Source organism: Patulibacter sp., assembly GCF_030655195.1.
Classification (GTDB): Bacteria; Actinomycetota; Thermoleophilia; order Solirubrobacterales; family Solirubrobacteraceae; genus Patulibacter.
This window is the reverse complement of sequence record NZ_JAURWA010000094.1, coordinates 1-24,286: the sequence shown is the minus strand read 5'-3', so window position 1 is coordinate 24,286 and position 24,286 is coordinate 1. Positions and strand designations below refer to the sequence as shown.

Here is a 24,286-nt window from a genome sequence, read left to right as displayed (position 1 = left end):
GCACGGCCGCCCGCCGGCAGCACCGACGGCCCCGCATCGCGGGGCCGTCGTCGTTCAGCGCGCCGTCTGCACCACGATCCGCGTCGACGCGCAGCCCGAGGCCCGCGAGGAGAGCGCCGAGCGCTCGGCGGCGTCCACCGTCAGCCGCCAGCGCAGCTTCACCGCGACCCACTCCGCGGCGTAGCGGCAGCGGACGCCCGCGACCGACGGCTCCCACGTCGCGGGGTCCTGGTCGCCCTTGGCCTGGTTCACGTCGTCGGTGACGGCCTGGAGGCTGCGCGGGTCGCCCAGGTCGTTGGCGTAGGACTGCCGCTCGGCGGCGCTCCAGGTGCGCGCCCCGGAGTCCCACGCCTCGGCCAGCGGGACCATGTGGTCGATGTCGAGGTCCTGCGGGTCCGTCCAGCTCGCGCCGTCGTAGTACGACGTCCAGCGGCCGCCGGAGAGCGCGCAGCCGGAGCCGACCGACGGCCGGGTCGTCGCCTCCTCGATCAGGACCTCGTTCCGGGCGTTGCAGCCGTCGCCGTCGGCGTCGACCCAGTGGCGGAAGAGGCTGCGGTCGTAGCCCGTGCGGACCTCGGTCGCGCCGGGCAGCTCGGAGACGGCGGCCTTCAGGGTCGTGTCGACGGTGGCGGCGGAGGAGGCCGCAGGGGTGAGCAGGGTGGCGCCGACGACCGTGGCGCAGGCCAGGACGGAGCGGATGCTGGGGGAGGGCATCGGTGGTGCTTTCTCGGCCGGCCGACGAGGCCGGCGCGTGGGGGACGGTCGTCCGATCGTCGTGCCGGTCTCGCGCCGGGGTGTGACGGCGCGGTGACCGACGCGTGAGAGCCGTGTGTCGGACCGCGCGGGGTCCGCTTCGGGGGCCGGGCGACGCCGCGGCGTCCCGGAACGACGGAACCCCCGTGCTCGACGGGGGTTCCGGGTGCTGCGGGGCGGCGGCGCGGGGCCGCCGGAGCGCTACTTGATGAAGAGCATCTCCGAGTAGTGCGGCAGGGGCCACAGGTCGTCGGCGACGATCTTCTCGAGGCGGTCGGCGACGGAGCGCACGGCGCCCATCGCCGGGATGACCTCGTCGCGCAGGAACGCGGCGTAGGTGATCTCGTGCAGCTCGCCCTCCGTCGCGTTGAGCTTCTCGAGCGCCAGGATGGCCTCGTAGAGCTCCTCGACGAGCCCCTTGGTCTCGGCCGCGGCGGCGTCGAGGCCGGCGCTGAGCAGGCGGTTGAGCTGCGCCACGCCGGCGGGCAGGATCAGCGTCCGCGCCATCGTCGCGGCCGTCTCGGCCTCGATGTTCAGCTTGGCCGAGTACTGCTCGACCTGGACCTCGTAGCGGGCCTCCATCTCGCGCTCGGAGAGCACGTCGTGGGCCTCGAACAGCGCCAGCGTCTTCGGCGTGATCAGCTCGGGGAGCGCGTCGACGGTCGTGCGCAGGTTCTGCAGGCCACGACCCTCGGCCTCCTTCTCCCACTCGTCCGAGTAGCCGTCGCCGGAGAACACGACGCGCTTGTGCTTCGTGAAGTTCTCGCCCGCGATCTCGGTGACCGCGGCGGCGAGCTCCACGCCCGCGTCGAGCTTCGTCTGCAGCTGCGTCGTGAGGTCCGCGATGGACTCGGCGGTGATCGTGTTGAGGACCGTGTTCGTCAGGCCGAGCGACTGGGAGGAGCCCAGGGCGCGGAACTCGAACTTGTTGCCGGTGAACGCGAACGGCGACGTGCGGTTGCGGTCGCCGGAGTCGCGGGCCAGCGGGGGCAGCACCGGGGTGCCGAGGCCGAGGAACGAGCCCGGGGCGGACGGGTCGCCCTCGCCGCGCTCGATCGCCGAGAAGACGGCCTCGAGCTCGGCGCCCAGGAAGATCGACATGATCGCCGGCGGCGCCTCGTTGGCTCCCAGGCGGTGGTCCTGGCCGACGTTGGCGGCGGTCGCGCGCAGGAGACCCGCGTGCTCGTCGATGGCCTTGATGACCGCCGAGCAGAAGAACAGGAAGATCAGGTTGCTGTGCGGCGTGTCGCCCGGGTCCAGCAGGTTGCCGCCCAGGTCGGTGCCCATCGACCAGTTGTTGTGCTTGCCGGAGCCGTTGACGCCCGCGAAGGGCTTCTCGTGCAGCAGGCACTTCAGGCCGTAGTGGGGGGCGGTCCACTGGAGGACCTGCATGACGAGGTGCTGGTGGTCGGCCGCGATGTTGGACGACTCGTACAGCGGCGCGAACTCGAACTGGCCCGGCGCGACCTCGTTGTGGCGGGTCTTGACCGGCACGCCGAGCTTGGCGAGCGTGCGCTCGGCCTCCATCATGTAGGCGAGCACGCGCTCGGGGATCGAGCCGAAGTAGTGGTCGTCCAGGCCCTGGCCCTTCGGGGGCTGGGTGCCGAACAGCGTGCGGCCCGTGATCTGCAGGTCGGGGCGCTCGTAGTAGTACTGCTCGTCGATCAGGAAGTACTCCTGCTCGGCGCCGATCGACGTCATGACGCGGATCGGGTCCTCGTCGCCCAGCGTCTGCAGGGCGTGGATCGCGGCACGCGACAGCGCGTCCATCGAGCGCAGCAGCGGGATCTTCGTGTCCAGCGCCTCGCCCGTCCAGGACGTGAACGCCGTCGGGATGCAGAGCAGCGCGCCGTTGGGGTTCTCGAGGATGAACGCCGGCGAGGTCGGGTCCCAGGCGGTGTAGCCGCGGGCCTCGAACGTCGAGCGGATGCCGCCGTTGGGGAACGACGAGGCGTCCGGCTCGGCCTGGATCAGCTCCTTGCCGGAGAAGTCGGCGATCGCGCCGCCGTCACCGGTCGGGTTGAAGAAGGAGTCGTGCTTCTCGGCGGTCGAGCCCGTCAGCGGCTGGAACCAGTGGGTGTAGTGGCTCGCGCCCTTCTCCAGCGCCCAGTCGCGCATGGCCGACGCGACGGCGTCGGCGAGGGTGACGTCGAGCGCCTCGCCGCGCTCGAGGGTCCGCTGAAGGCGCTTGTAGACGTCCTTCGGCAGGCGCTGGCGCTGCACGGCCGGCGAGAACGAGTCGATCCCGAAGACCTGGTTCTGCGGGCGGGTGAGGTCGTCCAGACCGAACGCGACGTCGTCGGCGTTCCACCTGGCGGCGGAGACGTTCCTCTGGCGGGGATGGGTCATGGGCTGCGGGTACTCCTCGGGGTCGGTGACCGTCGTACGCGCGGGACACGGAGGTCGGAGCGCGTACTGACCAGAGGCGACACTAGGTCCGACTGGGCGACCCGGACCTTATCCCGATGTCCAAGAGGGCGGTTCGTCCAATCGACACGCGGGATGACCCCCGCCGATGTGGAGCATCTGTACATCGCGGCTTTCGCCATCCGGACAGCCGGGCCGCCGGCCGGGCCCGCGACGCTGTGACGAGCCCGATCAAGGAGAACCACAGATGTCATCGACCCTACGGTCGCGACGCGCAACCGGCGCGCAGAGCGATCCCAAGCAGAAGCGCACGCCCATCGTGCGAACACCGACGAAGTGGACGATGCCGTCGCGCAAGCGGCTCGGCTTCGCCGCCCTGACCTCGGTCTTCGCCGCGGCGATCGCCATCCCGGCGACGTCGGCGGCCGTCTACGCCCCCGACAACGGGTACACCGGCGCGGACGCCGCGAAGATCCCGACGGACCTGCTGGCGCTCGTCAACGAGCTCAACGCCGTCTGGCTGATCCTGGGCGCCTGCCTGGTCTTCTTCATGCAGGTCGGCTTCCTCGGCCTCGAGGTCGGCTTCTCGCGCGGCAAGAACGTCGGCTCCGGCATCGCCAAGATCGTCGTCAACATCGCCGTCGCGGCGATCGTCTGGTGGGCGGTCGGCTACAGCATCGCCTTCGGCTCCGGCGCGCACCCGCTCATCGGCGGCGGCGACTTCTTCTACTCGCTGACGTACGCCGAGCCCGGGGTGCCCACGGCCACCGGCGGCGCGGACGGCTTCGCGTTCTTCTTCTTCCAGTTCACGTTCGCCGCCGTCGCGCTGGCGATCGTCTGGGGCTCGACCCTCGAGCGGATCAAGTTCGTCGTCTACCCGATCTTCGCGATCGTCTTCCTCGCGATCATCTACCCGGTCGTCGCCCACGCGACGTGGTCCGGCGTCGGCTACTTCGGTGGCGACAACGGCCTGACCATCGGCGACGCCGCCGGTGCCCTCGACTACGCCGGCTCCGGCGTCGTCCACCTCTGTGGCGCCACCGCGGCGCTCGCCGCCGCGATCGTCCTCGGGCCGCGCAAGGGCAAGTACGGCCCCGACGGCAAGCCGCGCGCCATCCCCGGTCACTCCATGCCGATCTTCGGCATCGGCGTCGTCGTCCTGTGGCTCGGCTGGTTCGGCTTCAACGGCGTCTCCTCGCTGAACACGGACTCGGGCTTCTTCGCCCACGTCATCGCGGTCACGAACCTCGCCGCCGGTGCGGGCGTCGTCGGCGCCGGCCTCACGGTCTGGCTCAAGACGAAGTCCTTCGACGTCGGCATGGTCGGCAACGGCGCGATCGCCGGTCTGGTCGCCATCACGGCGCCCGCCGGCTACGTCGAGATGTGGGCCGCCCCGATCATCGGCTTCGTCGCCGGCATCATCGTGGTCTTCGGCATCCTGTTCATCGACCGCATCGGCATCGACGACCCGGTCGGCGCCACCTCCGCGCACGGCCTGGCCGGCATCTGGGGCACGCTCGCGGTGGGCCTGTTCCTCTCGCCCGACCTCGCCAAGTACAACGCGCTGGGCGGCAACCCGAACGGTGGCCTGTTCACCGGCGGCGGCATCGACCAGCTGCTCGTCCAGGCGCTCGTGGTCGTGATCACGTTCGTCTTCGTCTTCACCCTGTCGTTCGCGACCTTCTGGATCATCAAGAAGACGATCGGCATCCGCGTCAGCGAGGAGGCGGAGGTCGCCGGGCTGGACATCTCGGAGCACGGCATGTACGGCTACCCTGAGCAGTTCATCCCGGAGGCCGAGCTGGTGGGCGCGCAGTACGCTGCGACCCCGTCCATCGTCTCGACTCCCAGCAAGGAGATCAAGGCATGAAGATGGTCGTCGCATACGTTCGCCACGAGGCTTTCGAGCCCATCCGTGGCGAGCTCCTGGACCTCGGCTTCCCGAGCCTCTCGGTGAGCGAGGTCAAGGGGTCCGGGCGCCAGAAGGGCATCACGGAGCGCTACCGCGGCGCCGAGCTGACCAACTACCTGCGCCCGAAGCTCAAGATCGAGTGCGTCGTCGACGACGCCGACGTGCAGACCATCGTCGACTCGATCCTCAAGCACGCCCGCACGGGTGCCGTGGGCGACGGCAAGGTCTTCCTGATCCCGGTCGACGAGTCCTACCGGATCCGCACGGGCGAGGCCGGCAGCGAGACGCTGCAGGCCCACTCGACGGACGACCTCCCCCCGAAGTAGCAGCGGGGGCCGGGCCACGGCCCGGCCCTCCCGCCTCCTCGGTCGCCACGGGCGCCGCCGGATCCCGGCGGCGCCCGTCGTTCGTGAGAGGGCCGGTCCCCACGCCGGGGACGGCGGACCGCCGAGGCCGGGGTGCGGCGGGATCCCGGTCCTCCCGCGGGGAGCCGGTCCCGGCCGTGTTCCAGGCCGGGCCGGGGTCAGTCGGCGACGTCGACGGCCAGGCGGCCGCTCGTGCGGCTGCCGGCGTCGGCCTTGACCGGGCCGTCCTCGTCCAGCCCGGCGACGGCGCGCCAGCGGATGGCGTGCTTCCCGGCCACGGTCGGGGTCAGCTGCCACCGGAAGGTCTTCGAGGCGCCCGGCGCCAGGCGACCGAGCGCCCAGGTGCCGACGTACGCGGTGGTCCCGCCCGAGGGCGGCGAGTCGACCACCCAGACGGGGCGGCGGGGGTCGGCGACCCGCCCGGCGCCGTTGTCGGCCACCGGGATCGAGCGGTTCAGGCCCTGCAGGACGATCCCGACGTCCGGGAGCGCGCGCGAGTCGTCGTTCTTGACGGTGATCCGCAGCTCCTCCACGTTCGCCAGGCGCTGGTCCTTGGCGAAGCTCGCGCGGGCGCTCACGGCGAACGGCCGGCCGTCGGAGGCGTCGCGCACCTCGGCGCGCTCGCCGCCGCAGGCGGTCAGGCCCGTGGTCGACGCGATCAGCGCCAGACCGGCGAGGGTGCGGAGCGCGGGGCGGGAGGGCCTCCGGCGGAGGAGTGGTGGAGAGGCCGTCATCGCGCGGGCAGGCTAACACAGCCCAGAACGGCGGAACGCGGGTCCTGGACGGTCCACGAGGGCCCCCGAACGGACGTTGTGACCCGGGGTCACAAACGAAACACGAACCGAACCTGCCGCAGGCGTCACCCGCAAACCCGCTCCAGCATTGAGGATTCGTGTGGGCGGTGGCACACAGCAGGAGCATGGCGTAGGCTCCAGCCGTCCCTTCGTGCCCCGCGCGCAGAGCAGGAACGTCTCTATGGTCCGCACCGTCTCCAACCGCCTCTTCGACCCAGCAAAGGGGGCTTTGGAAGAGGTCGGCGACATGATGATCCTCGCCGGCAAGACGATCGTCTCCGCCGTCCGGCCGCCCTACACGTACGGCGACGAGTTCGTCCACCAGTTCCTCTTCGCGCTCCGGCTCTGCTGGTTCCCGCTGCTGGTGTCGACGATCGCCTTCGGGTTCGGGGCCCCCGGCCTGCAGGCCGCGAACTTCCTCGTGCTCTTCGGCGCGCTGGACCGCCTGGGCGGGTTCTTCGTCCTCGCGTCGATCCGCGAGTTCGCGCCGTTCGTGACGGCGGTCGTGCTCGCCGGCGTGGCCGGCACCGCGATCACCGCCGACCTCGGCGCCCGCAAGATCCGCGAGGAGCTCGACGCCCTCCAGGTCCTCGGCGTCGACCCGGTCAAGAGCCTCGTCGTGCCCCGCTTCCTCGCGCTGATGATCGTCACGGGCCTGTTCGACGTCTACGCCCTGATCTTCGGCATCTTCGGCGGCGTCGTCGCGACGCTGGTCAACGGCGCCCCGCTCGGACCGTTCTGGGCCACCTTCTTCGGCAACGCGTCGACGACCGACCTCTGGGGGTCGTTCGTCAAGTGCACCCTGTTCGGCGCCATCATCGCCGTGGTCTGTTCCTACAAGGGCATGACCGCGAAGGGCGGTGCAGAGGGCGTCGGCAGAGCGGTGAACCAGGCGGTGGTGATCGCCTTCCTGGGCATCTTCGCCTTCAACTACGTGTTCACGCAGACGCTGCTGGCCACCAATCCCGAGATGCTGGTGATCAAGTGATCCGCGTCCCGATCACGTCCGCGACGACCGGGGCCCCGCGATGAGCACCTTCCTCGAGCAGCCCAAGGAGATCCTCGCCAACGTCGGCGAGGGGGCCAAGTTCTCCGCGAAGATCATCGGCCAGGTCTGGTCGCTCCGCGTCCTCCGGTTCCTGGGCGAGGGCCTGCGCCAGTCCGGCGTGCTCATCACGAGCTCCACGGTCGTCATCTGGGGCCTCGTCTTCATCATCGGCCTGCAGTGCGGCCTCGAGGGCGCGTACTTCACGCGCTCCATCGGCTCGCCCGCGTACGCCGGCGTGTTCGCCGCGTGGTGCGACCTGCGCGAGCTCGTCCCGTACGCCTTCGGCTACATGATGGCCGCGAAGGTCGGCACCGGCATCGTCGCCGAGCTCGGCTCGATGCGGATCTCGGAGGAGATCGACGCCCTCGAGGTCATGGGCTTCGACTCCGTGCTGTTCCTCTGCGCCACCCGCCTGCTGGCCGCCTGGCTCGTGCTGCCGTTCATGTACGTCGCCGCGATCGGGGCCGGGTTCTTCGCCAGCTACCTCACGGTCGTCGAGCAGGTGGGCGACGTCTCGTCGGGCGGCTACCTCCTGATCTTCTGGATGTTCCAGAACCCGCCGGACCTGCTCTACAGCCTGATCAAGGCCATGTCGATGGCCACCGTCATCGTGCTGGTCGGCTGCTACTACGGCTACAACGCCAGCGGCGGACCGGTCGGGGTCGGCACGGCGACCGCCAAGTCGATGGTCGTCAACTTGATCATGGTCCACCTCATCGGCATGCTCGGGACGCAGTTGTTCTGGGGCGCCAACCCACGTGCTCCCATCGGAGGCTAGGAAGTCCATGCCGTTCATCCCCAGGCGTCGCGGGCGCGACGACGATGCAACCGACGAGCAGGCCTCGGCCGGCTCGTCGGACCGCTCCCCGTCGGAGCCCGTCGCCGACCACACCGGGCTCTTCAACGACCCGGACGAGGGCACCCGCCGCTCCGCGCAGAGCTCAGGCCCGTCGGGTCTGCCCTACGAGGAGCCGGCCGGTCGTGGCGACACGACCGAGCTGGACCTGCCCGAGAACGAGCCCGTCGCGCTGCGCCGGACCGGTGATCCGCGCGACGACGAGCGCCCGACCGACCACTCGCAGGACCGGATCGAGGACCTGGCCGCCGACTCGTCGACCGACCGGGACCGCGAGAAGGGCGGCGTGGCCGTCGTCCGCGAGCCGCAGCCCAACGACTCCGACGACGAGTACCAGTGGCACACGGGGATCCGTCGTCCGACGGGTCGTCCGGACGCGGTGGAGTTCGTCGAGACGCACAAGGCGTTCGGTCGCAACAAGATCCTCCGCGGCCTGAACATGGGCCTGCCGGAGGGCATGATCTCGATGATCCTCGGGCCGTCGGGTACCGGCAAGAGCGTCTGCATCAAGCACATGGTCGGGCTGCTCTACCCCGACGACGGTGACGTGCTGGTGCACGGCGAGTCGGTCCCGTCGATGGGTCTCGATCACCTGCTGGCGATGCGCCAGAAGTTCGGGGTGCTGTTCCAGGACGGTGCGCTGTTCGGGTCGATGAACATCCGCGACAACGTCGCGTTCCCGCTGCGCCAGCACACGGACAAGCCGGACAAGGACATCCTCGAGATCGTCGACCGGCGGATGGACGAGGTCGGCCTCGGTGAGGCGTGGGACAAGTTCCCCAACGAGCTCTCCGGCGGCATGCGCAAGCGCGCCGGGTTCGCCCGCGCGCTGGTGCTCGATCCGTCGATCGTCCTCTTCGACGAGCCCGACTCGGGTCTGGACCCGGTCCGCACCGCCCTGCTGGGCGAGCTGATCAAGGAGATCCACGACGAGACGATGCAGGACGCCGACCGGCTGAACTGGGAGCACAAGCCCGCGTTCACGCTGATCACCCACGACATCATGACCGCGCGCCGCGTCTCCCAGTTCATCAACGTGGTGTGGCGCGGCCGGATCGTGGAGTCCGGTCCGGCGGACGAGCTGTTCAACTCCGAGAACGCGTTCGTCAACCAGTTCCTCGCCGGCGCCTCCCGCGGCCCCCTCGGCATGAACTAGGACCCCGCGCGGGTCCGTCGAGGGATCCCGGGGGACGGGCGGCCGCGGCCGCCCGTCGTCGTTCCGGGGGCGGGCCGCGCTGACGGTGCGGAGGCGGTGTCCGTGCCCCGTCGGCCCGGACGCCGGGCGACGGCGGCGTAAGATCGTCCCGTCGTCCGGCGCCCCCGCCGGTGACCGCCCGGCCCGATGACCTCGACCTCCGCACCGATCGGCCCGGCGGCCCCCGTGCCCGACGGGTCGTGGCGACCACGGCTCGCCGTCGGGCTCACCGTGGTCGTCGTGGCGATCGCGATCGTCGCGCTCCTGGCCACCCGGGAGGCCGGGACCCATCGCTACGTGCTCGCGCTGCAGGACGCCGGGCAGCTCGTGGACGGCGACGAGGTGCGCGTCGGCGGGCGACGGGTCGGCACGATCGGCGACCTGCGCCTGGCCCCGGACCGCACGGCGCTCCTCGACCTCGAGGTGGACGACGACGTCGCCCCCCTGCACGAGGGCACCACCGCGACCGTCCGCGCGCCGTCGCTGGCGGGGATCGCCGACCGCCACGTCTCGCTGAGCCCCGGCCCGAACACCGCCCCCGTGATCGACGACGGCGGCCGGATCGCCGCCGACCGCGTCCCCCGGACCGTCGACGTCGACCAGCTCCTCTCGACCCTCGACGGGACCACGCGCGTCGGACTGCGCGAGCTGCTCCGCGGTGCCTCGCGGAGCACCGCCGACCGGGAGCGCCTGGCCAACGCCACGCTGGAGCAGCTGAACCCCGCGCTCGGGTCCGGGAGGGCGCTGTTCGCGCGGGTCGCCCGCGACGCCCCCGCACTGGAGGCGTTCCTGGACGCCGGGTCGCAGGTCGTCGGGTCCCTCGCCCAGGAGCGCACGACCCTCCCGAGCCTCGTGGCGGACGCCCGCAGCACGGCCCGGGCGGTCGTCGCCGAGGAGGCCGCGGTGAACGCGACCCTGGACCGCCTGCCCGCGACGCTGCGCCGGGGGTCCTCGACCCTCGCAGGGCTGGACCGGACCCTGGACGGCGCCGACCCGCTCGTCGAGGCGGCGCTCCCCGCGACCGCTCGGCTGGCCCCGCTGCTGCGCCGCCTGCGTCCGCTCGCGGCCGCGGCGGTCCCCACGGTCGCCGACGCCCGCGAGCTCGTCCGATCGGCCGGCCCGTCGAACGACCTGATCGACCTGCTCCGGCGCACCCCGGGGCTCGCCGATGCCACCGTGCCCGCGCTGCAGCACACCGCACAGGCCGCCACGTCCGGCCGGCCGATCGCCCGCTTCGCCCGCCCGTTCGCCCCGGACCTGGTCGGCTGGCTCCGGGACTTCTCGCAGGTGTCCGCGGGATACGACGCGAACGGGCACTACGCCCGGATCCAGCCGCTCATCGACGAGGACGCGGTGGCCGGGGACCCGCTGCTCGGTCCGCTCGTGCGTTCGCTCGGCGGGGCGCGGGGGCCGGCCGGCGGGCGCGGGGCGGGGGACGTCGGCGCCCGGCGCTGCCCGGGTACGGCCACGCAGCTGCGGCCCGACGGCTCCAACGATCCACGCCGCAGCCCCGAGAGGCTCGACTGCGACTTCGACGCGGTGCTCCCCGGCCCGTGAGCCGCCGCGCGCTCCCCCTGCTCCTGGCGGCCGTCGCGGTCGTCGCCCTGGTGGTCCTCCTCACCGCGGCCGGTCCGGGCCGCGGGCGGGATGACGGGGCGTACCGCGTGCGGGCGATCTTCGACAACGCCTTCGGGGTGCGCACCGGCGACGAGGTCCGCGTGGCCGGCGCCCGGGTGGGCAGCGTCGAGGACACCGACGTCACCCCGGACCGGGAGGCCGTCCTCGTGCTGAAGATCGACGACCCGGCGTTCCACGACTTCCGGGCCGACGCCGAGTGCACCGTGCGGCCGCGGGCGATCATCGACGAGCGGCACGTCGAGTGCCTGCCGACGCAGCCGCGCGGGACGGGCGGCACGCTGCCCGCCGCACTGCGGACCGTCCGCGCCGACGGCGAGACGCAGCGGCTGCTGCCCGTCTCGAGGACCAGCAGACCGGTCGACCTCGACCTCGTCGTCGGGATGGGCCGCCTGCCGGAGGGCCGGCGCACCGCGATCCTCGTCAACGAGCTCGGCGTGGGCCTGGCCGCGCGCGGCGGCCGGCTGCGCCGTGCCGTCCGCGCGGCGCTCCCGGGCCTGCGCGAGACCGACCGGGTCCTCGAGCTGCTCGCGGGCCAGCGCGCGGGTCTGCGTGCCCTGGCGACCGACGCCGACCGTGCCCTGCGCCCCGTCGCGGGCGAGCGCGCCGCCCTCGGCGACCTGATCGCCCGTGGGGCGGAGCTGGGGACCGCCGTGGAGGAGCGACGCGGCGATCTCGACAGCGACCTGCGCCGGCTGCCCGGGACCCTGGCGCAGTTCCGGCCCACGGCCCGCGAGCTCTCGCGCGTCGCCCGGCAGGGCGCGCCGGTCGTCCGGGACCTGCGCCGGACCGCCCCCGCCGGCGCGCGCGTCCTCGACGCGCTCCGGCCGTTCGGCTCCGCGGCGACCGGGCCGGTGCAGGACCTCGGCGACACCGCCGGTCGCGCCCGCACCACGCTGCTGGACGCCGACCCCGCGATCCGTCGGCTCGGCCGGGTCGCCACCACGGTCGCGCCGGGCCTTCGCAGCGCCCGCACGCTGACCACGTCGCTGCGGGAGACCGGAGGCTTCGAGCGGCTCCTGGACGACGTCTACCTCCAGGTCCTGGCGATCAACGCCTACGACGACGTCGGCCACTACCTGCGGATCAACGCGACCGTCGGTCCCTGCAGCGTCTACGCACGGACGCCCCTGGCGGGCTGCTCGGCCCGCTACGGGTCCGGCGCGGCCGCGCGCCCCGCGGCCGGGAAGGCGCCGCGCACCGGGGAGGAGCCCGAGGCGACGCTCAGCCGCCGGGTCCTGGCCGGGGAGTCCCCCGCGAGCGTGCTGGGCGACGCCCGCGGGCAGGTCCGCTACCGCGGTCTGCTGCGCCGGCTCGACGCTCTCGCACAGCGCCGCGGCGCGGCCGCTCCGAGCACGACGTCGGGCCGCACCCCGACCCGCGGTGCGGACACGCCGATCGCGATCGAGGGCGACCCGGTTGCCGCGGTCGCCGAGCCGGCCGATCAGGCCTCGCGCCTGTTCGGCTACCTCCTGGGGACGGGCGACTGATGCGGCGGCGCAGCTCCAGGGGCGCGGGTCCCGTCCTGATCGGCGCAGCCGTCGTGCTGCTGGCGCTGGTCGGCGTCGTCCTGGTCTCCGCCGCGGACCGCCGCCCGCCGTCCGTGCGGACCTTCGACGTGCGGGCGCAGCTGCCGACCGCCCAGGACGTGCGGCCCGGTGACGACGTCCGGCTCGGCGGCACGCGCATCGGCAAGGTCACCGACGTCGTCCCGACCGTCGACCGGCGCACCGGCCGGATCGTCGCGACGCTGGAGCTCCGGCTCGACCCCGGGGCCGGACCGCTGCCGCGCGACTCGACCGTCCTCGTCCGCTCCCGCTCGGCGCTCGGGCGCAAGGACGTCGAGCTGACCCGCGGTCGGTCGCGGCGCACCCTCGCCGCCGGCGGCACGTTGCCGCTGAGCCAGGCGAGGGTCGAGCCCGTCGACCTCGCCCAGGGGCCGGCGACGCCGGACGACCGCACCCGACGCGCCTCCCGGGAGAGCGACCGCGAGCTCGGGGACGGGCTGGCCGGTCGCGGGACGGATCTCGGCGAGGCCGTCGACCGCTTCGGGCCGCTGCTGGAGCGCCTCGCGCCCGTCATGGCGAACCTGGGCGACCCGCGGACCGGGCTCACGACGACCGTCGGCGGGCTGCGCCGCACCGCCGGCGAGGTGGCGCCGGTCGCGGGTCTCCAGGCGGGCCTGCTGCGCCACCTGCGGGCGGCGCTCGCGGCGCCGGCCGCCGTCCCGGCGCCGGAGCTGCGGGACGCGATCACCGCCGGCGTCCCGCTGCAGACGTCGATCGGGACGCGGCTGCCCACGCAGCGGCCGTTCCTCCGCCGCACCCGCCGCCTGACGGACGACCTGCGCTCCGGCCTCCGTGCCCTGCGGGTGGCCGCGCCCGGCCTGGTCGCCGCGCTGCGTCGCGGCACGACCGCCGTCCCACGGCTGGAGCAGCTCGACGGCCGCCTGAACGGGTCGCTCGGGTCGCTCGACGCGCTCGCCAAGGACCCGACGGTGGCCCGCAGCCTCGACGCCCAGACCCGTGCGGCGAGCGTCCTGCGACCCGTCCTCGACCAGCTGGCACCCGCGCAGGCGACCTGCAACGCCATCACGCTGTTCGCGCGCAACGTCGCCGGCCACCTGTCCGAGGGCAACAGGTACGGCACCTGGCAGCGGATCCTCCTCATGCTCGCGCCGCAGCAGACGACGCCGACGGCGACGCCCGCGGCCGACCTCAACTACGACCCGTACCCCAACGCCGGGCAGGCCGGGGTGCCCGTCGAGTGCGAGAGCGGCAACGAGCCCTACGCCCCCGCCGGCCGGATCGGGAACGTCCCCGGCGACCAGGGCACCACCGTCGACCGCACGCCCGGACCGGAGCGCAGGTAGCCGTGCCGGTCCCGCGTCGCCGTCGTCGCAGCGCCCGTGGCACGTCGCCCGTCCTCGCCGGGGTGCTCGCGCTCGCGCTCCTGGCGCTCGTCGTCGTCCTCGGCGTCACGAGGGGCGAGGTCCCGGGCGGCCACGGCACCCGCGTGAACGCCGTCGTGACCGACGTCCGGGCCGTCGCGAAGGGCTCGCCGGTCCGGGTCGCCGGCATCGCCGTGGGCTCGGTCACCGCCGTCGACGCCCGCGGCGACGGCACGACCTCGGTCGTCCGGATGGAGCTGCGCGACGACGTGCCGACGATCCGCCGCGACGCGACGCTGAGGATCCGGCCGCGGACCGTCCGCGAGGGCACGTTCTTCGTCGACCTCCAGCCCGGCACGCCGAGCAGCCCGGCGCTCGGCGAGGACGCCACCCTGCCGATCACGCGCACGAGCTCCGCGGTGCAGGACGACCGGCTGCTCGACGCCCTGCCGGGCGCGGTCCGCCGCGACCTGCAGCGCACGATCGTCGGCTTCGGCGACGCGCTGACCGACGCGCCGTCGGCGGCCGACCGCCTCGACCTCACCCTCGTCGACGCGCCCCGCGCGCTGCGCGCCACGCGGACGACGCTCGACGGGCTGCGCGGGGTCCGGCCCGACGACCTCTCCGCCCTGGTCCGGTCGACCGGTGCGCTCGCCACGTCGCTCGCGCCCCGGGCCGCGGAGCTGCGCGGCGCCGTCCGCGCCCTCGACGCGACCACCGGTGCGCTGACCGCCGACCGGGACGCGCTGCGCGGCACGCTCCGCGAGCTCGCGCCGACGCTCGACCGCGCCGACGCCGCCTCCGGGCGCCTCGACGCGGCCCTGCCGGGCGTCCGCCGCCTCTCGCGCGAGCTGCTCCCGGGCGTCTCCGCCACCGGCCCGGCCGTCGACGCCGCCCTCCCGTGGGTCGCGGCCGCCCGCCGCCTGACCGCGGAGGACGGGCTCCGTCGCCTCGTCGCCGAGCTGCAGCCCACGGTGCCGGTCCTGGCCCGCCTGGCGACGGAGGGCCGCCGGCTGTCCCCCCGGCTCGACGACGCCGCCCAGTGCCTCAACCGCGTCGTCGTCCCCGCGGGGAACCAGAAGATCGAGGACGGCCGGTTCACGACCGACCGCGAGCTCTACAAGAGCGCCTTCCACGGGCTGGTCGGCCTGGCCGGCGAGGGCCAGAACAGCGACGGCAACGGGCCCTACGCCCGCGTCCAGACCGGTCTGGGCCCGAACCTCCTGGACTTCGGGCCGGTCGGCGAACAGGGCAACCTGCTGTCCGCCGCCGCGGACGCACCGATCGGCGTGCGTCCCGTCCGGCCCTCCGCCCGCCCGCCCTACCGCGACGACCGCTCCTGCCAGGAGCAGCCCGTGCCCGACGCGAACGCCGCGCGCTCCGCCCCGGGCGACGCCGCCGCGGTCGTCGGCCGCGCCAACGGCACCGCCCCGCGCGGCCGCGCCGCGGTCGGCGCCTCCAGCGCCGCAGACGACGAGCGGCTCACGCGCGGGCTCGACGAGGCCCTCGGCGCCCTCAGGTCCACCGGGGGCGACCGATGATGCGCGCCCTGCGCCGGCACCGCCGCTGGGTGGCCGTGGTCGCCCTCGACGTGGTACTCGTCGCGATCGTCGCCGTCGTCGTCCTCGGCCCGCAGCGCATCGCCTTCCCGTCGTGGCTGCCCGGCGGCGAGGACCGCGTGCGCTTCACCGCCGTCTTCTCCGCCGACCCGTCCCTGACGCCGGGTCAGGGCCAGACCGTGACGATCGCGGGCATCGACGTCGGGGACATCACCGACGTCGCGGTGCGGGACGGGAAGGCGAAGGTCGGCTTCCGTCTGCGCCCGAAGTACGCCGCGATGGTCCGCCGGGACGCGAGCGCCCTGCTGCGGCCGAAGACCGGCCAGGACGACGTGGTCCTCGAGCTCGACCCCGGCACGCCCGCGTCGCCGCGGGTGGGCGAGGGCTCCACGATCGCGGAGTCCCGGACCACCGCCGACGTCGACCCCGACGAGATCCTCGCCTCGCTCGACGTCGACACCCGGTCGGCGCTGCAGCTGCTCCTGCAGACCACCCGGGCGGGCGTGGGCTCGAAGGACCGCGCGGCGGACCTCGCCGCCGCCCTGCGCCGGACCGGCCCCGTCGCCCGCAACCTGCGCCGCGTCGGGGAGGCGCTCGACGGCCGGGCCGCCGACACGAGGCGCGCCGTACGGAGCCTGCGCCTGATCAGCGACGAGCTCGGGCGGGGGCGCTCCGACGTGGTGGCCGCCGTGCGGACCACCGACGGCGTCGTCGGCACGGTCGCCGGCCGCAGCGCCGAGCTGCGCGCCGCCCTGCGCGAGCTGCCCGCCACGCTCCGGACCACGCGGACGGCGCTCGCCGACACCGCCGGGCTGGCGGCGGAGCTGCCCGCCGCGACCACGGCGCTCCGGCCCGTCACCCGGTCCCTCGCCCCGGCGCTGCGCTCGACCCGGCCGTTCCTGCGCGACACGACCCCGGTGATCGACGACCGGCTGCTGCCGCTCACCCGGCGCACGCTGCCGACCGTCCGGCGCCTTCGCACGGCCGTCGCGTCGGTCAACGACGTCGCCCCCGACGCGACCGCGACGCTGCGCGAGCTGAACGTCGCCGGCAACCTGCTCGCGTACGACCCGCCCGGGGACGAGCAGGGATACCTCTTCTGGGCCCAGTGGCTCTCGCACCTGGCGCCGTGGATCTTCAACACGCAGGACGCCGACGGCCCGATCCGCCGCGGCCGGCTCCTGGTCACCTGCGACACGCTGAAGGACGTCGCGGGCGTCGGGGCGGTGAGCCCGGTGGCCGGCCTGCTGCAGGGCGTCTTCGGCGGCCTGGCACGGGCCGGCTCCTGCCCGGTCGGTCCCGGCGGCGCCGCCGACCCGACGACGACCCGCGGCGGCGGACGATGAGCACCCGCTCCCCGGGACGCGCCCGGATCCTCCTGATGGTCGCGTTCGCCGGCTCGTGCGTCGGGCTGCTGCTGCTCCTCTGGGCCGCGTTCGGCGGTCCGGTCCCGCCCGGGGCGCAGGCCTACCGCCTGCACGTCACCTTCCCCGAGGGCGCGCAGCTCGTCCCGGAGTCCGACGTCCGCATCTCCGGCGTGCCGGTCGGCGAGGTCGCGTCGATCGGGACGGACCGCCGCACCGGCCGGTCCGACGTGGTGCTCGAGATCCGGCCGCGGTTCGCCCCCGTCCCGCGCGACGCCCGCGCCACCCTGCGCAGCACGACCCTGCTGGGCGAGACCTACGTCGAGCTCTCGCCGGGGAACGGCCGCGGCCCGCGGGTCCCCGACGGCGGGGCCCTCGCCGCCGGTCGGGTCAGTGGGTCCGTCGACCTCGACCAGGTCCTGCGCACCCTCGACGCGCCGACCCGTCAGGCGCTCCGGGACGGCATCCAGAGCTCCGCGAGCGCGCTGCGCGGCCGGGGACGGGACCTCTCCGCCGCGATCGGCACCCTCTCGCCCTTCGCCCGCGACGGCGGCACGCTGCTGCGCGTCCTGGACGACCACGACCAGGCCGTGCGGCGCCTCGTGCGCGACACGGGCGTGGCCGTCGGTGCGCTGTCCGAGCGCCGCGGTGCCCTCGCCGGGCTGGTCACCGACGGCGAGCGGCTCCTCGCGATCGCCGACCGCCGCTCCGCGGCCCTGCGGGCGTCCGTGCGCGCGCTCCCCCCGTTCGAGCGCCGGGCGCGCAGCACGATCGAGCGGGTCTCCCGCTTCCAGACCCGCGCGGACCCGCTCGTCGCGCGGCTGGCCCCGGTGGCCCGGGAGCTCCCGCCGACCCTGGCGGACCTCGGGCGCCTGTCCCCGGACCTGCGGTCGCTGTTCCGGGACCTCGACCCGCTCGTCGCCGCGTCCCGCGCGGGCGTCCCCGCGCTCGAGCGCACCACCGACGCCCTGCGTCCCACGCTGCAGCAGCTCGAGCCGACGCTGCGCGAGACGAACCCCGCCGTCGCGTTCGTCGCCCGCCACCCGGGCGAGCTGCGGTCGTTCTTCACCAACACGGCCTCCGCGCTCCAGGCCTCGAGCCGCGGCGCCGACGGCCGCCGCCACCGCTACCTGCGGCTGATCACGCCGCTGAACCTCGAGAACCTCGCGGGTCGGACGCGTCGCACGTCGAGCAACCGGCCCAACGCGTACGCCCGGCCCGGCATCTTCTCCGGGCTCGCGACCGGCCTGCCGGTGCTCGAGGGCCGGCAGTGCGCGCGCCCGGCGACGGACGTCGGCTCCGTGCGGGCGCTCCTCTCGCTGCTGGGCACGTCGGTCTCCTCCGCGACCCCGAGCTGCGAGCAGCAGACCCCGTTCGTCGACGCCGACGGCCGACGGCAGGACGTCCCGCGCGTGCCCGCCGACGAGTAGGGTACGCGCGGGCACCGCTCCCGCCCGCGGGGGGCGGGCGGTGCGGCAGCGGGTCCCGGCCGACCGGAGGCGGCGGGCGGCAGCGGGCCCGTCGACCCGCGTCGGCCGTTAGGCTCGCCCCGGATGACGCGTCCCATGGAGTGGTCCGACGGTCGGCCCCGGCCCACCGCCCCGACGGAGCACGCCGGCCCGCGTCCCGGACCCGGGCTCCGCTCGTGAGCACCGACGGTGGTCGCCCGCCGGGCGACGGCGAGGACGACCCGTTCGCGTTCGGTCCGGACGGCGAGGACGACGCCCCGGCGCCCGGGGACGACGCCTCCACGTCCGGGGACGACGGGTCCGTCGTCCGGGGACGACGGGTCCGCCGCCCGTCGTCCGAGATCGCCGCGGAGGCCGAGGCCGCCCGGCGCGCCCGGATCCGGCAGACCTCCGCGGAGGCGTCCGAGCGGGCCCGGTCCATCGGGGTGCGCTGGCTGGCGGTCGCCCTCATCGTCTTCGTCGTGATCATCGGCATCACCACGATCACCGGCGGCCGCGACGCCCAGGGCGGCGACGTGCAGGCGGGCGAGACGCTCCCGGCGTTCGCCGCGCCGCTCGTCTCCCAGCCGCGGCTGAAGAACGAGGACGTCAACCTCGCCACGCGCTCCGGGCAGGGCGAGGCCGGCAACCGCGCGGCCTGCTCCATCCGCGACCGCTCCGTCGTCACGTCGTGCTCGCTCCTGGCCCGCGGACCCCTGGTCGTCGTCCTGTTCAGCCGCGGCATCGACTCCTGCGTCGGCGCGGTCGACCTGCTCGACTCGGCCCGGACGCGGTACCCGGGGCTCGGGGCCCTCGCGGTGTCGCTGCTCGGCCGTCACGACTCGACGGGGGAGACGGCCCGCGACCGGCGCTGGACGCTGCCCGTCGTCTACGACCGCGACGGTGCGCTGGCGTCCGTCCTGGGCGCCCCCGCCTGCCCGCTCGTGCTCTTCGTCCGGCCCGACGGGACCGTCCAGCAGCGGATCATCGGCAGCCTGGACCGGGCGGAGCTCGATCGGGGCATCCGTGCGCTGCTGGCCCCGCGCCCGGGCGCGGCGACCACGGTCGACGCCGCTCCGGCGGGCAGGTAGCCTCGACCTTCCGTGGCCCAGCCGAAGAACAAGAAGCGTCGATCCCGCAAGCGCGCCCGCAGCGGTCCCGGCGGCCCGCCCGCGCCGTCGGGGAGCACCGGACCGGCGACCGGCGACCGGCCGACGACGACCAAGGCCGAGCGGTCCAGGAAGGCCCGTGACGCGCGGAGCGCGGCGCCCGGACCGCCCAGCCTGAAGGCCGACCGGGGCGAGGCGCCCCAGCCGATCTGGGCCCCGCTGCCGATCACCGAGGGCCTCATCCTCGTCGGCCTGATCGGTGCCGTCGCGGGCCTGGCGACCCAGAGCACCGGGCTGCTGCTCGGCGGCCTCGGCCTGCTCGTGGCCAGCTCGCTGGAGCTCGCCCTGCGTGAGCACCTCGCGGGCTACCGCTCCCACAGCTCGCTGATCGCCGCCGTCGTCGCCATGGCGTCGGCGGCCGGGCTCGGCGTGGCCCTGAACGCGGCCGACGTCGGCCTGCCGCAGTGGCCGCTCCTGCTGGTGGCGGCGCTCGTCTTCGCCGGCATGTTCCGCCTGATGCGCGAGACGTTCAAGCGGCGCTCCGGCGGGCTGTCCTTCCGCGTCTGAGCAGCGGCGCCGCTCAGCCGTGGAGGCCCGGGCCCGGCAGCGCGCCGTGCTCGGCCTCGAACGCCGTCTTGACGTCCGCGAAGATCGCCAGCGCACGGTCGAGGTGCTCGCGCGTGTGCGTCGCCATCACCGACGTGCGCAGCGCCGCGCCGGCCGGCGGCACGGCGGGGTGCAGCGCCGTGTTGACGAAGACGCCCGCGTCGAAGAGCGCGCGCCACAGCAGGACGGCCTTCCAGTCGTCGCCGACCGTCACCGTGACGATCGGGGTGACGACGTCGGTCTCGACCGCGCCCTCGGGGTTGACGCGCTGGGGCTGCAGGACGGCGTAGCCGAGATCCTCGAGGCCCTGGCGCAGGTAGCGCGCGTTGTCGAGCACGCGGGCGAGGAGCACGGGGCCCTCGTCGGAGCGGACGATCCGCAGCGCGGCGAGCGCCGAGCCGACCGCGGCGGGGACCGCCGAGGCGGTGAAGAGGAACGCGCGGGAGCTGATCCGCAGGTAGTCGACGACCTCGTGGGATCCGGCGATGAAGCCGCCCGCGGACGCGAGCGACTTGGAGAACGTGCCCATCCGCAGGTCGACGCGGGACTCCACGCCGAGCAGCTCGCTCGTCCCGGCGCCGCGGGCGCCCAGGACGCCGGCACCGTGGGCCTCGTCGACCATCAGCCGGGCGCCGTAGTGCTCGCAGAGCGCCGCGATCTCGGGCAGCGGGGCGATGTCGCCCTCCATCGAGAACACGCCGTCGACGACCACGAGGACGCCGCCGCCGTCGCCCTGGGCGCGCTGCAGCTGCTTCTCGAGCTTGTCGAGCTTGTTGTGCCGGAAGGGCCGCAGCTTCGCCTTCGACAGCAGGCAGCCGTCGAGGATCGACGCGTGGTCGCCCGAGTCCGCCACGACGGTGTCGCCCGGCTCCAGGATCGTGCCGAGGGTGCCGACGTTGGCCTGGTGGCCGGTCGAGAAGACGATCGCCTCCTCCGTGCCCATCCACTCGGCGATCTCGCGCTCGAGCTCCAGGTGCAGCGGGATCGTGCCGTTCAGCAGGCGGGAGCCCGTCAGACCCGTGCCGTACTCGTCGATGGCGGCGTGCGCGGCGGCGATCACCCGCGGGTCCGACGTCAGGCCGAGGTAGTTGTTGGACCCCAGCTGGATCCGCTCGGCCCCCTCCATCGTGACGACGGGCAGCGCGGGGCTCTCCTGCACGTGGAAGTACGGCAGCAGGTCGGCTTGACGGGCCGCCGCGAGCTGCTCCGCGCGCTCGTGCCCACGGACCTTCGCGAAGACGTCGACGGGGGCTGCGGTGGTGGGGGAGTCGGTCATGGCGCTCCTTGGTTGTACACCGACGGCCCGACGGCGGTACGCACCACCGCCTCCCGGCCGCTCCCGGGGAGCGGCACGGCGCCACGGCCCCGCGGGCGACGGACGATGCGGGGGTGGGCCCCTCGAGGTCCGGGGGTCGGCCGCACCGGGCACCCCGGGACGGCTCGCTAGGGTTCCCGGCGTGCCCGTGCTGATCCGCCCCGTGCGTACGCGCGGGGACCTGAACGCCTTCGTCGACCTGCCCTTCCGCCTCCGGAAGGACGATCCGAACTGGGTGACCCTCCCGCGGTTCGCGATCAAGCAGGAGCTCAACCGCAAGCGCAACCCGTGGTTCGACCACGCCGAGGCCGAGTACCTGCTGGCCGAGCGCGACGGACGCGTGGTCGGCCGGATCACCGCGCACGTCGACCGGGCGCTCCAGGAGTTCCAGGACGTCCGCTGGGGCCAGTTCGGGTGGTTCGAGTGCGAGGACGACCAGGAGGCCACCGACGCGCTGCTGGACGCCGCGGCCGCCTGGGTGAAGGAGCGCGGCTGCGACCGTCTGGTCGGTCCGTTCTCGTTCACCACCAACGACGAGTGCGGGATGCTGCTCGCCGGCCAGCACCGGCCGCCGATCGTCCTGACCGGCTGGCACCCCACGTACTACCGCCGCCTGATGGAGGACGCCGGCATGGCGCGGGCGATGGACACGCTGATGTGGGACCTCCACGTCCGCGACCGCGCGAACGTGCACCCGATGATCTGGCGCATCGCCGACCGGGTGGAGAGCGAGCACGGCATCAAGGTCCGCTACTTCAGCAAGAAGAACATCGCGGAGGAGGTCGGCCGCTTCCTCGACGTCTACAACGCGGCATGGGAGAAGAACTGGGGCTTCGTGCCGCTGAACGAGAAGGAGGTCCGGCACTACGCCAAGGACCTCTCGCCGCTCCTGGACGAGAACTGGGCGATGGTCGCCGAGATCCCCGAGACCGGCGAGGTCGTCGGCGCGGCGCTGACGATCCCGGACTTCAACCAGGTCCTGATCCACGCCCGCGACGGCCGCCTGACGCCCGGCAACCTGCTGCGCCTGTGGCGCCACCGCAAGGACCCCGACCGCGTGCGGGTCTTCGCGCTGGGCGTCAAGCCCAACTACCAGCACACCGGCGTCGGGGCCAAGCTCTACGAGATGCACTACCAGTCCGCGCAGCGCACGCCCCAGGGCGGCGGCGAGTGCGGCTGGATCCTCGAGTCCAACACCGCCATGAACAAGGCGATGCAGAAGATGGGCGGCACGCTGGCCCGCCGCTACCGCTTCTACGAGCGGCTGCTCGAGGACGACGCCGTCTCCTCCGCCCCGAAGGACACGAAGTTCACGGGGGACTGGATCGACGAGGACTCCGTGCTGGCCCACGGGGCCGCGGGCGCACCGGGGACCTGAGGGCCGCCCAGGGGCGCCGTCCCCTGATCTCGACCCCTGGGCGGGCGCGGAGTCGGGGAACTCCGTGCTGCCCCACGGGGCCGCGGGCGCACCGGGGACCTGAGGGCCGGGCGTCGACCGGTCCCGCCGCTATCCTCGGTCGCGTGCTGCCCCCGGAGCCCGCGCTGAACGGCCAGGACGAGGACGTCGTCGAGCTCGTCGACGCCGAGCTGGTCTCCTCGACCGAGCCGGTCGACGCCCACGAGGTCGACGCGACCCGGGTGGACGTCCGCGAGCTCGCCCGTCGCAACCCGGCCGTGGTCGCCGCGACGGCCGTCGCCGTCGTCGGCACCGGCTTCGTCGCCGGGGCGATCGCCACCGCGGTCGTCTCGCAGAAGGTCGCGTCGGTCCGCCGGGGCCGCGACCTGCGCCGGCTGCCCCCGGTCGTCGGCTCGCGGCGGTTCCTCGTCGACGTGCACCTGCTCGGCAAGGGCTGAGCCCGGGTCCGTCGAGCCTCGGGTCGCCGACCATCGGCGGATCCGGGCGGAGCCGCCCCGGACCCGGTCGTCGGGCCCGTCGGCGCGTGGCTCCCGGGACCTCGGCGGCCGTCCGCCCGGCGGCGTAGCCTGCCTCGCGTGATCGAGGTCCGTGCCGAGGTCGGGCCGCCGGGTCCGTACCGCCTGCCCCGACCGTCCGCGGACGGCCTCCTGCGGTCCCGCGACGGCGTCCTCTTCCGCTTCGTCCGCTCGGACGGGCACGACGTGCTCCTCCGCGCCGCCCGGCTGCGCGACGGGCGCGTCGTCCTCGGCGCCCGCGCCTGCGCACCGACCGGGGGCGCGGCCCGCGGGGCGGCGGCCGGTGACGAGCTGGCCCGCGCGGCCGCCCGCCAGGCGCTCGGGCGCTGGCGCTTCGCGCTGGGCGTCGACGTCGACCTGGCGCCGTTCGTCGCCGCGCACAAGGACGACCCGCTCATCGGGCCGTCGATCCGCTCCCGCCCGTGGATGCGGCCCGCCCGCCGGCTCTCGGTCTTCGAGGCGCTGCTCTGCGCCGTCTGCGAGCAGCTGATCGCCTACGAGGACGCGGTCCGCATCGAGCGGCGGCTGATCGCCCGCCACGGCGCGGTGCGCGCACCGGACGTCGCGACGCACCCCCGGCTGCGCGACGCCCCCGACGCCGCGGAGCTCGCGGACGCCACCGTGCCGGCCCACCTCGAGGCGTGCGGCCTGTCGCCCAAGCGCGCGACGGCGCTGCACCGCGCGGCGCGCGAGATCGCCCGCGGCCGCATCGACACCGCGCCGGGCTGCGATCCCGACCGGGTGCTGCTGCGCCTGGGGCGCCTGCCCGAGATCGGGACGTGGACGCTGGCGCTCGTGGCCTCGCAGGCGCTCGGCCGGGACGATCGCCCGCCGTCGGGCGACCTGAACCTGCGCAAGGCGCTCGGCCGCATCCTCACGGGCGACCCGCGCGCCCGGGTGCCCGAGCACGAGGTCGACGCGTGGCTGTCGCGCTACGCGCCGTGGGGTGCCCTGGCCGCGGTGCACGTGATGGCCACCCGCGGCGAGGCGCTGCCGGGACGCGGCGCGGGGACGGTGCCCGTCGTGCCGGCCCCGGTGCCCCGTCGCCACGCCACGCAGGCGGGCCTGCCCATCGGCGGACGCCGGTCCGTCGACGATCCCTCGCGGGTGGGGGTCGCCCGCCCGCGGACCGTGGTCG

The 24,286-nt window shown here is 74.5% G+C and carries 19 protein-coding genes and 1 pseudogene; 16 read left to right on the top strand and 4 right to left on the bottom strand.

Annotated elements, in window-relative coordinates; all coding sequences use genetic code 11:
- Nucleotides 1-54: 54 nt before the first annotated feature.
- Entirely contained in the window at nt 55-714 is a 660-nt protein-coding gene (locus Q7T67_RS09910; protein ID WP_304788581.1) for an HNH endonuclease family protein, read from the bottom strand.
- Between the two features lie 240 nt (nt 715-954).
- Nucleotides 955-3,102 (bottom strand): glutamine synthetase III, encoded by a 2,148-nt coding sequence (locus Q7T67_RS09905; protein ID WP_304788579.1) that lies wholly within the window; start codon nt 3,100-3,102, stop codon nt 955-957.
- Nucleotides 3,103-3,463: 361 nt separating this feature from the next.
- On the opposite strand from Q7T67_RS09905, the gene Q7T67_RS09900 reads away from it, so the two are divergent.
- Nucleotides 3,464-4,990, top strand: coding sequence for an ammonium transporter (locus Q7T67_RS09900; protein ID WP_304788577.1), 1,527 nt, complete (start codon nt 3,464-3,466; stop codon nt 4,988-4,990).
- On the top strand, nt 4,987-5,358 hold the full coding sequence (locus Q7T67_RS09895; protein WP_304788575.1) for a P-II family nitrogen regulator: 372 nt from the start codon (nt 4,987-4,989) through the stop codon (nt 5,356-5,358). The genes Q7T67_RS09900 and Q7T67_RS09895 overlap by 4 nt, the downstream gene beginning before the upstream one ends.
- Nucleotides 5,359-5,555: 197 nt before the next feature.
- On the opposite strand, the gene Q7T67_RS09890 is transcribed toward Q7T67_RS09895, so the two are convergent.
- A complete protein-coding gene (locus tag Q7T67_RS09890; protein WP_304788573.1) occupies nt 5,556-6,131 on the bottom strand; it encodes a hypothetical protein in 576 nt (191 codons plus the stop codon).
- A gap of 307 nt (nt 6,132-6,438) precedes the next feature.
- Between Q7T67_RS09890 and Q7T67_RS09885 the strand changes: the two genes are divergently transcribed.
- The 11 genes from Q7T67_RS09885 to Q7T67_RS09835 all read left to right on the top strand — a co-directional run bounded on the left by Q7T67_RS09885 (nt 6,439) and on the right by Q7T67_RS09835 (nt 19,862).
- Nucleotides 6,439-7,179, top strand: coding sequence for an ABC transporter permease (locus Q7T67_RS09885; RefSeq protein ID WP_304788583.1), 741 nt, complete (start codon nt 6,439-6,441; stop codon nt 7,177-7,179).
- Between the two features lie 40 nt (nt 7,180-7,219).
- Nucleotides 7,220-8,017: an ABC transporter permease gene (locus Q7T67_RS09880; protein WP_304788571.1), complete on the top strand. Its 798-nt coding sequence runs from the start codon at nt 7,220-7,222 to the stop codon at nt 8,015-8,017.
- 7 nt (nt 8,018-8,024) lie between these two features.
- A complete protein-coding gene (locus Q7T67_RS09875) occupies nt 8,025-9,251 on the top strand; it encodes an ABC transporter ATP-binding protein (protein ID WP_304788569.1) in 1,227 nt (408 codons plus the stop codon).
- 186 nt (nt 9,252-9,437) lie between these two features.
- Entirely contained in the window at nt 9,438-10,847 is a 1,410-nt protein-coding gene (locus tag Q7T67_RS09870) for an MlaD family protein (protein WP_304788567.1), read from the top strand.
- Nucleotides 10,844-12,415: an MlaD family protein gene (locus Q7T67_RS09865; protein WP_304788565.1), complete on the top strand. Its 1,572-nt coding sequence runs from the start codon at nt 10,844-10,846 to the stop codon at nt 12,413-12,415. The genes Q7T67_RS09870 and Q7T67_RS09865 overlap by 4 nt, the downstream gene beginning before the upstream one ends.
- Complete coding sequence (locus Q7T67_RS09860; RefSeq protein ID WP_304788562.1) at nt 12,415-13,797, top strand: MlaD family protein; 1,383 nt, start codon at nt 12,415-12,417, stop codon at nt 13,795-13,797. Before Q7T67_RS09865 ends, Q7T67_RS09860 begins: the two co-directional genes overlap by 1 nt.
- 2 nt (nt 13,798-13,799) lie before the next feature.
- Nucleotides 13,800-15,356 carry an MlaD family protein gene (locus tag Q7T67_RS09855; protein ID WP_304788560.1) on the top strand — a complete coding sequence of 519 codons (1,557 nt, stop codon included), beginning with the start codon at nt 13,800-13,802 and terminating at the stop codon, nt 15,354-15,356.
- Complete coding sequence (locus tag Q7T67_RS09850) at nt 15,356-16,720, top strand: MlaD family protein (RefSeq protein WP_304788558.1); 1,365 nt, start codon at nt 15,356-15,358, stop codon at nt 16,718-16,720. Before Q7T67_RS09855 ends, Q7T67_RS09850 begins: the two co-directional genes overlap by 1 nt.
- The gene (locus Q7T67_RS09845; RefSeq protein WP_304788556.1) at nt 16,717-18,168 is read left to right on the top strand and encodes an MlaD family protein; all 1,452 of its coding nucleotides are present in this window, start codon (nt 16,717-16,719) and stop codon (nt 18,166-18,168) included. The genes Q7T67_RS09850 and Q7T67_RS09845 overlap by 4 nt, the downstream gene beginning before the upstream one ends.
- A gap of 215 nt (nt 18,169-18,383) precedes the next feature.
- A complete protein-coding gene (locus tag Q7T67_RS09840; RefSeq protein WP_304788554.1) occupies nt 18,384-19,277 on the top strand; it encodes a hypothetical protein in 894 nt (297 codons plus the stop codon).
- Nucleotides 19,278-19,289: 12 nt separating this feature from the next.
- Nucleotides 19,290-19,862, top strand: coding sequence for a hypothetical protein (locus tag Q7T67_RS09835; protein ID WP_304788552.1), 573 nt, complete (start codon nt 19,290-19,292; stop codon nt 19,860-19,862).
- A gap of 13 nt (nt 19,863-19,875) precedes the next feature.
- Here Q7T67_RS09835 and Q7T67_RS09830 read toward each other — a convergent pair whose 3' ends face one another.
- A complete protein-coding gene (locus Q7T67_RS09830) occupies nt 19,876-21,177 on the bottom strand; it encodes an aminotransferase class I/II-fold pyridoxal phosphate-dependent enzyme (protein ID WP_304788550.1) in 1,302 nt (433 codons plus the stop codon).
- Between the two features lie 181 nt (nt 21,178-21,358).
- Here Q7T67_RS09830 and Q7T67_RS09825 point away from each other — a divergent pair, with 181 nt between their 5' ends.
- From Q7T67_RS09825 to Q7T67_RS09815, 3 genes and pseudogenes are all read left to right on the top strand, one after another.
- Nucleotides 21,359-22,594 carry a GNAT family N-acetyltransferase gene (locus tag Q7T67_RS09825; RefSeq protein WP_304788548.1) on the top strand — a complete coding sequence of 412 codons (1,236 nt, stop codon included), beginning with the start codon at nt 21,359-21,361 and terminating at the stop codon, nt 22,592-22,594.
- A gap of 143 nt (nt 22,595-22,737) precedes the next feature.
- A complete protein-coding gene (locus tag Q7T67_RS09820; protein ID WP_304788546.1) occupies nt 22,738-23,070 on the top strand; it encodes a hypothetical protein in 333 nt (110 codons plus the stop codon).
- A 138-nt stretch (nt 23,071-23,208) separates the two neighbouring features.
- Nucleotides 23,209-24,286, top strand: a pseudogene (locus Q7T67_RS09815) (hypothetical protein); the annotation flags it as partial.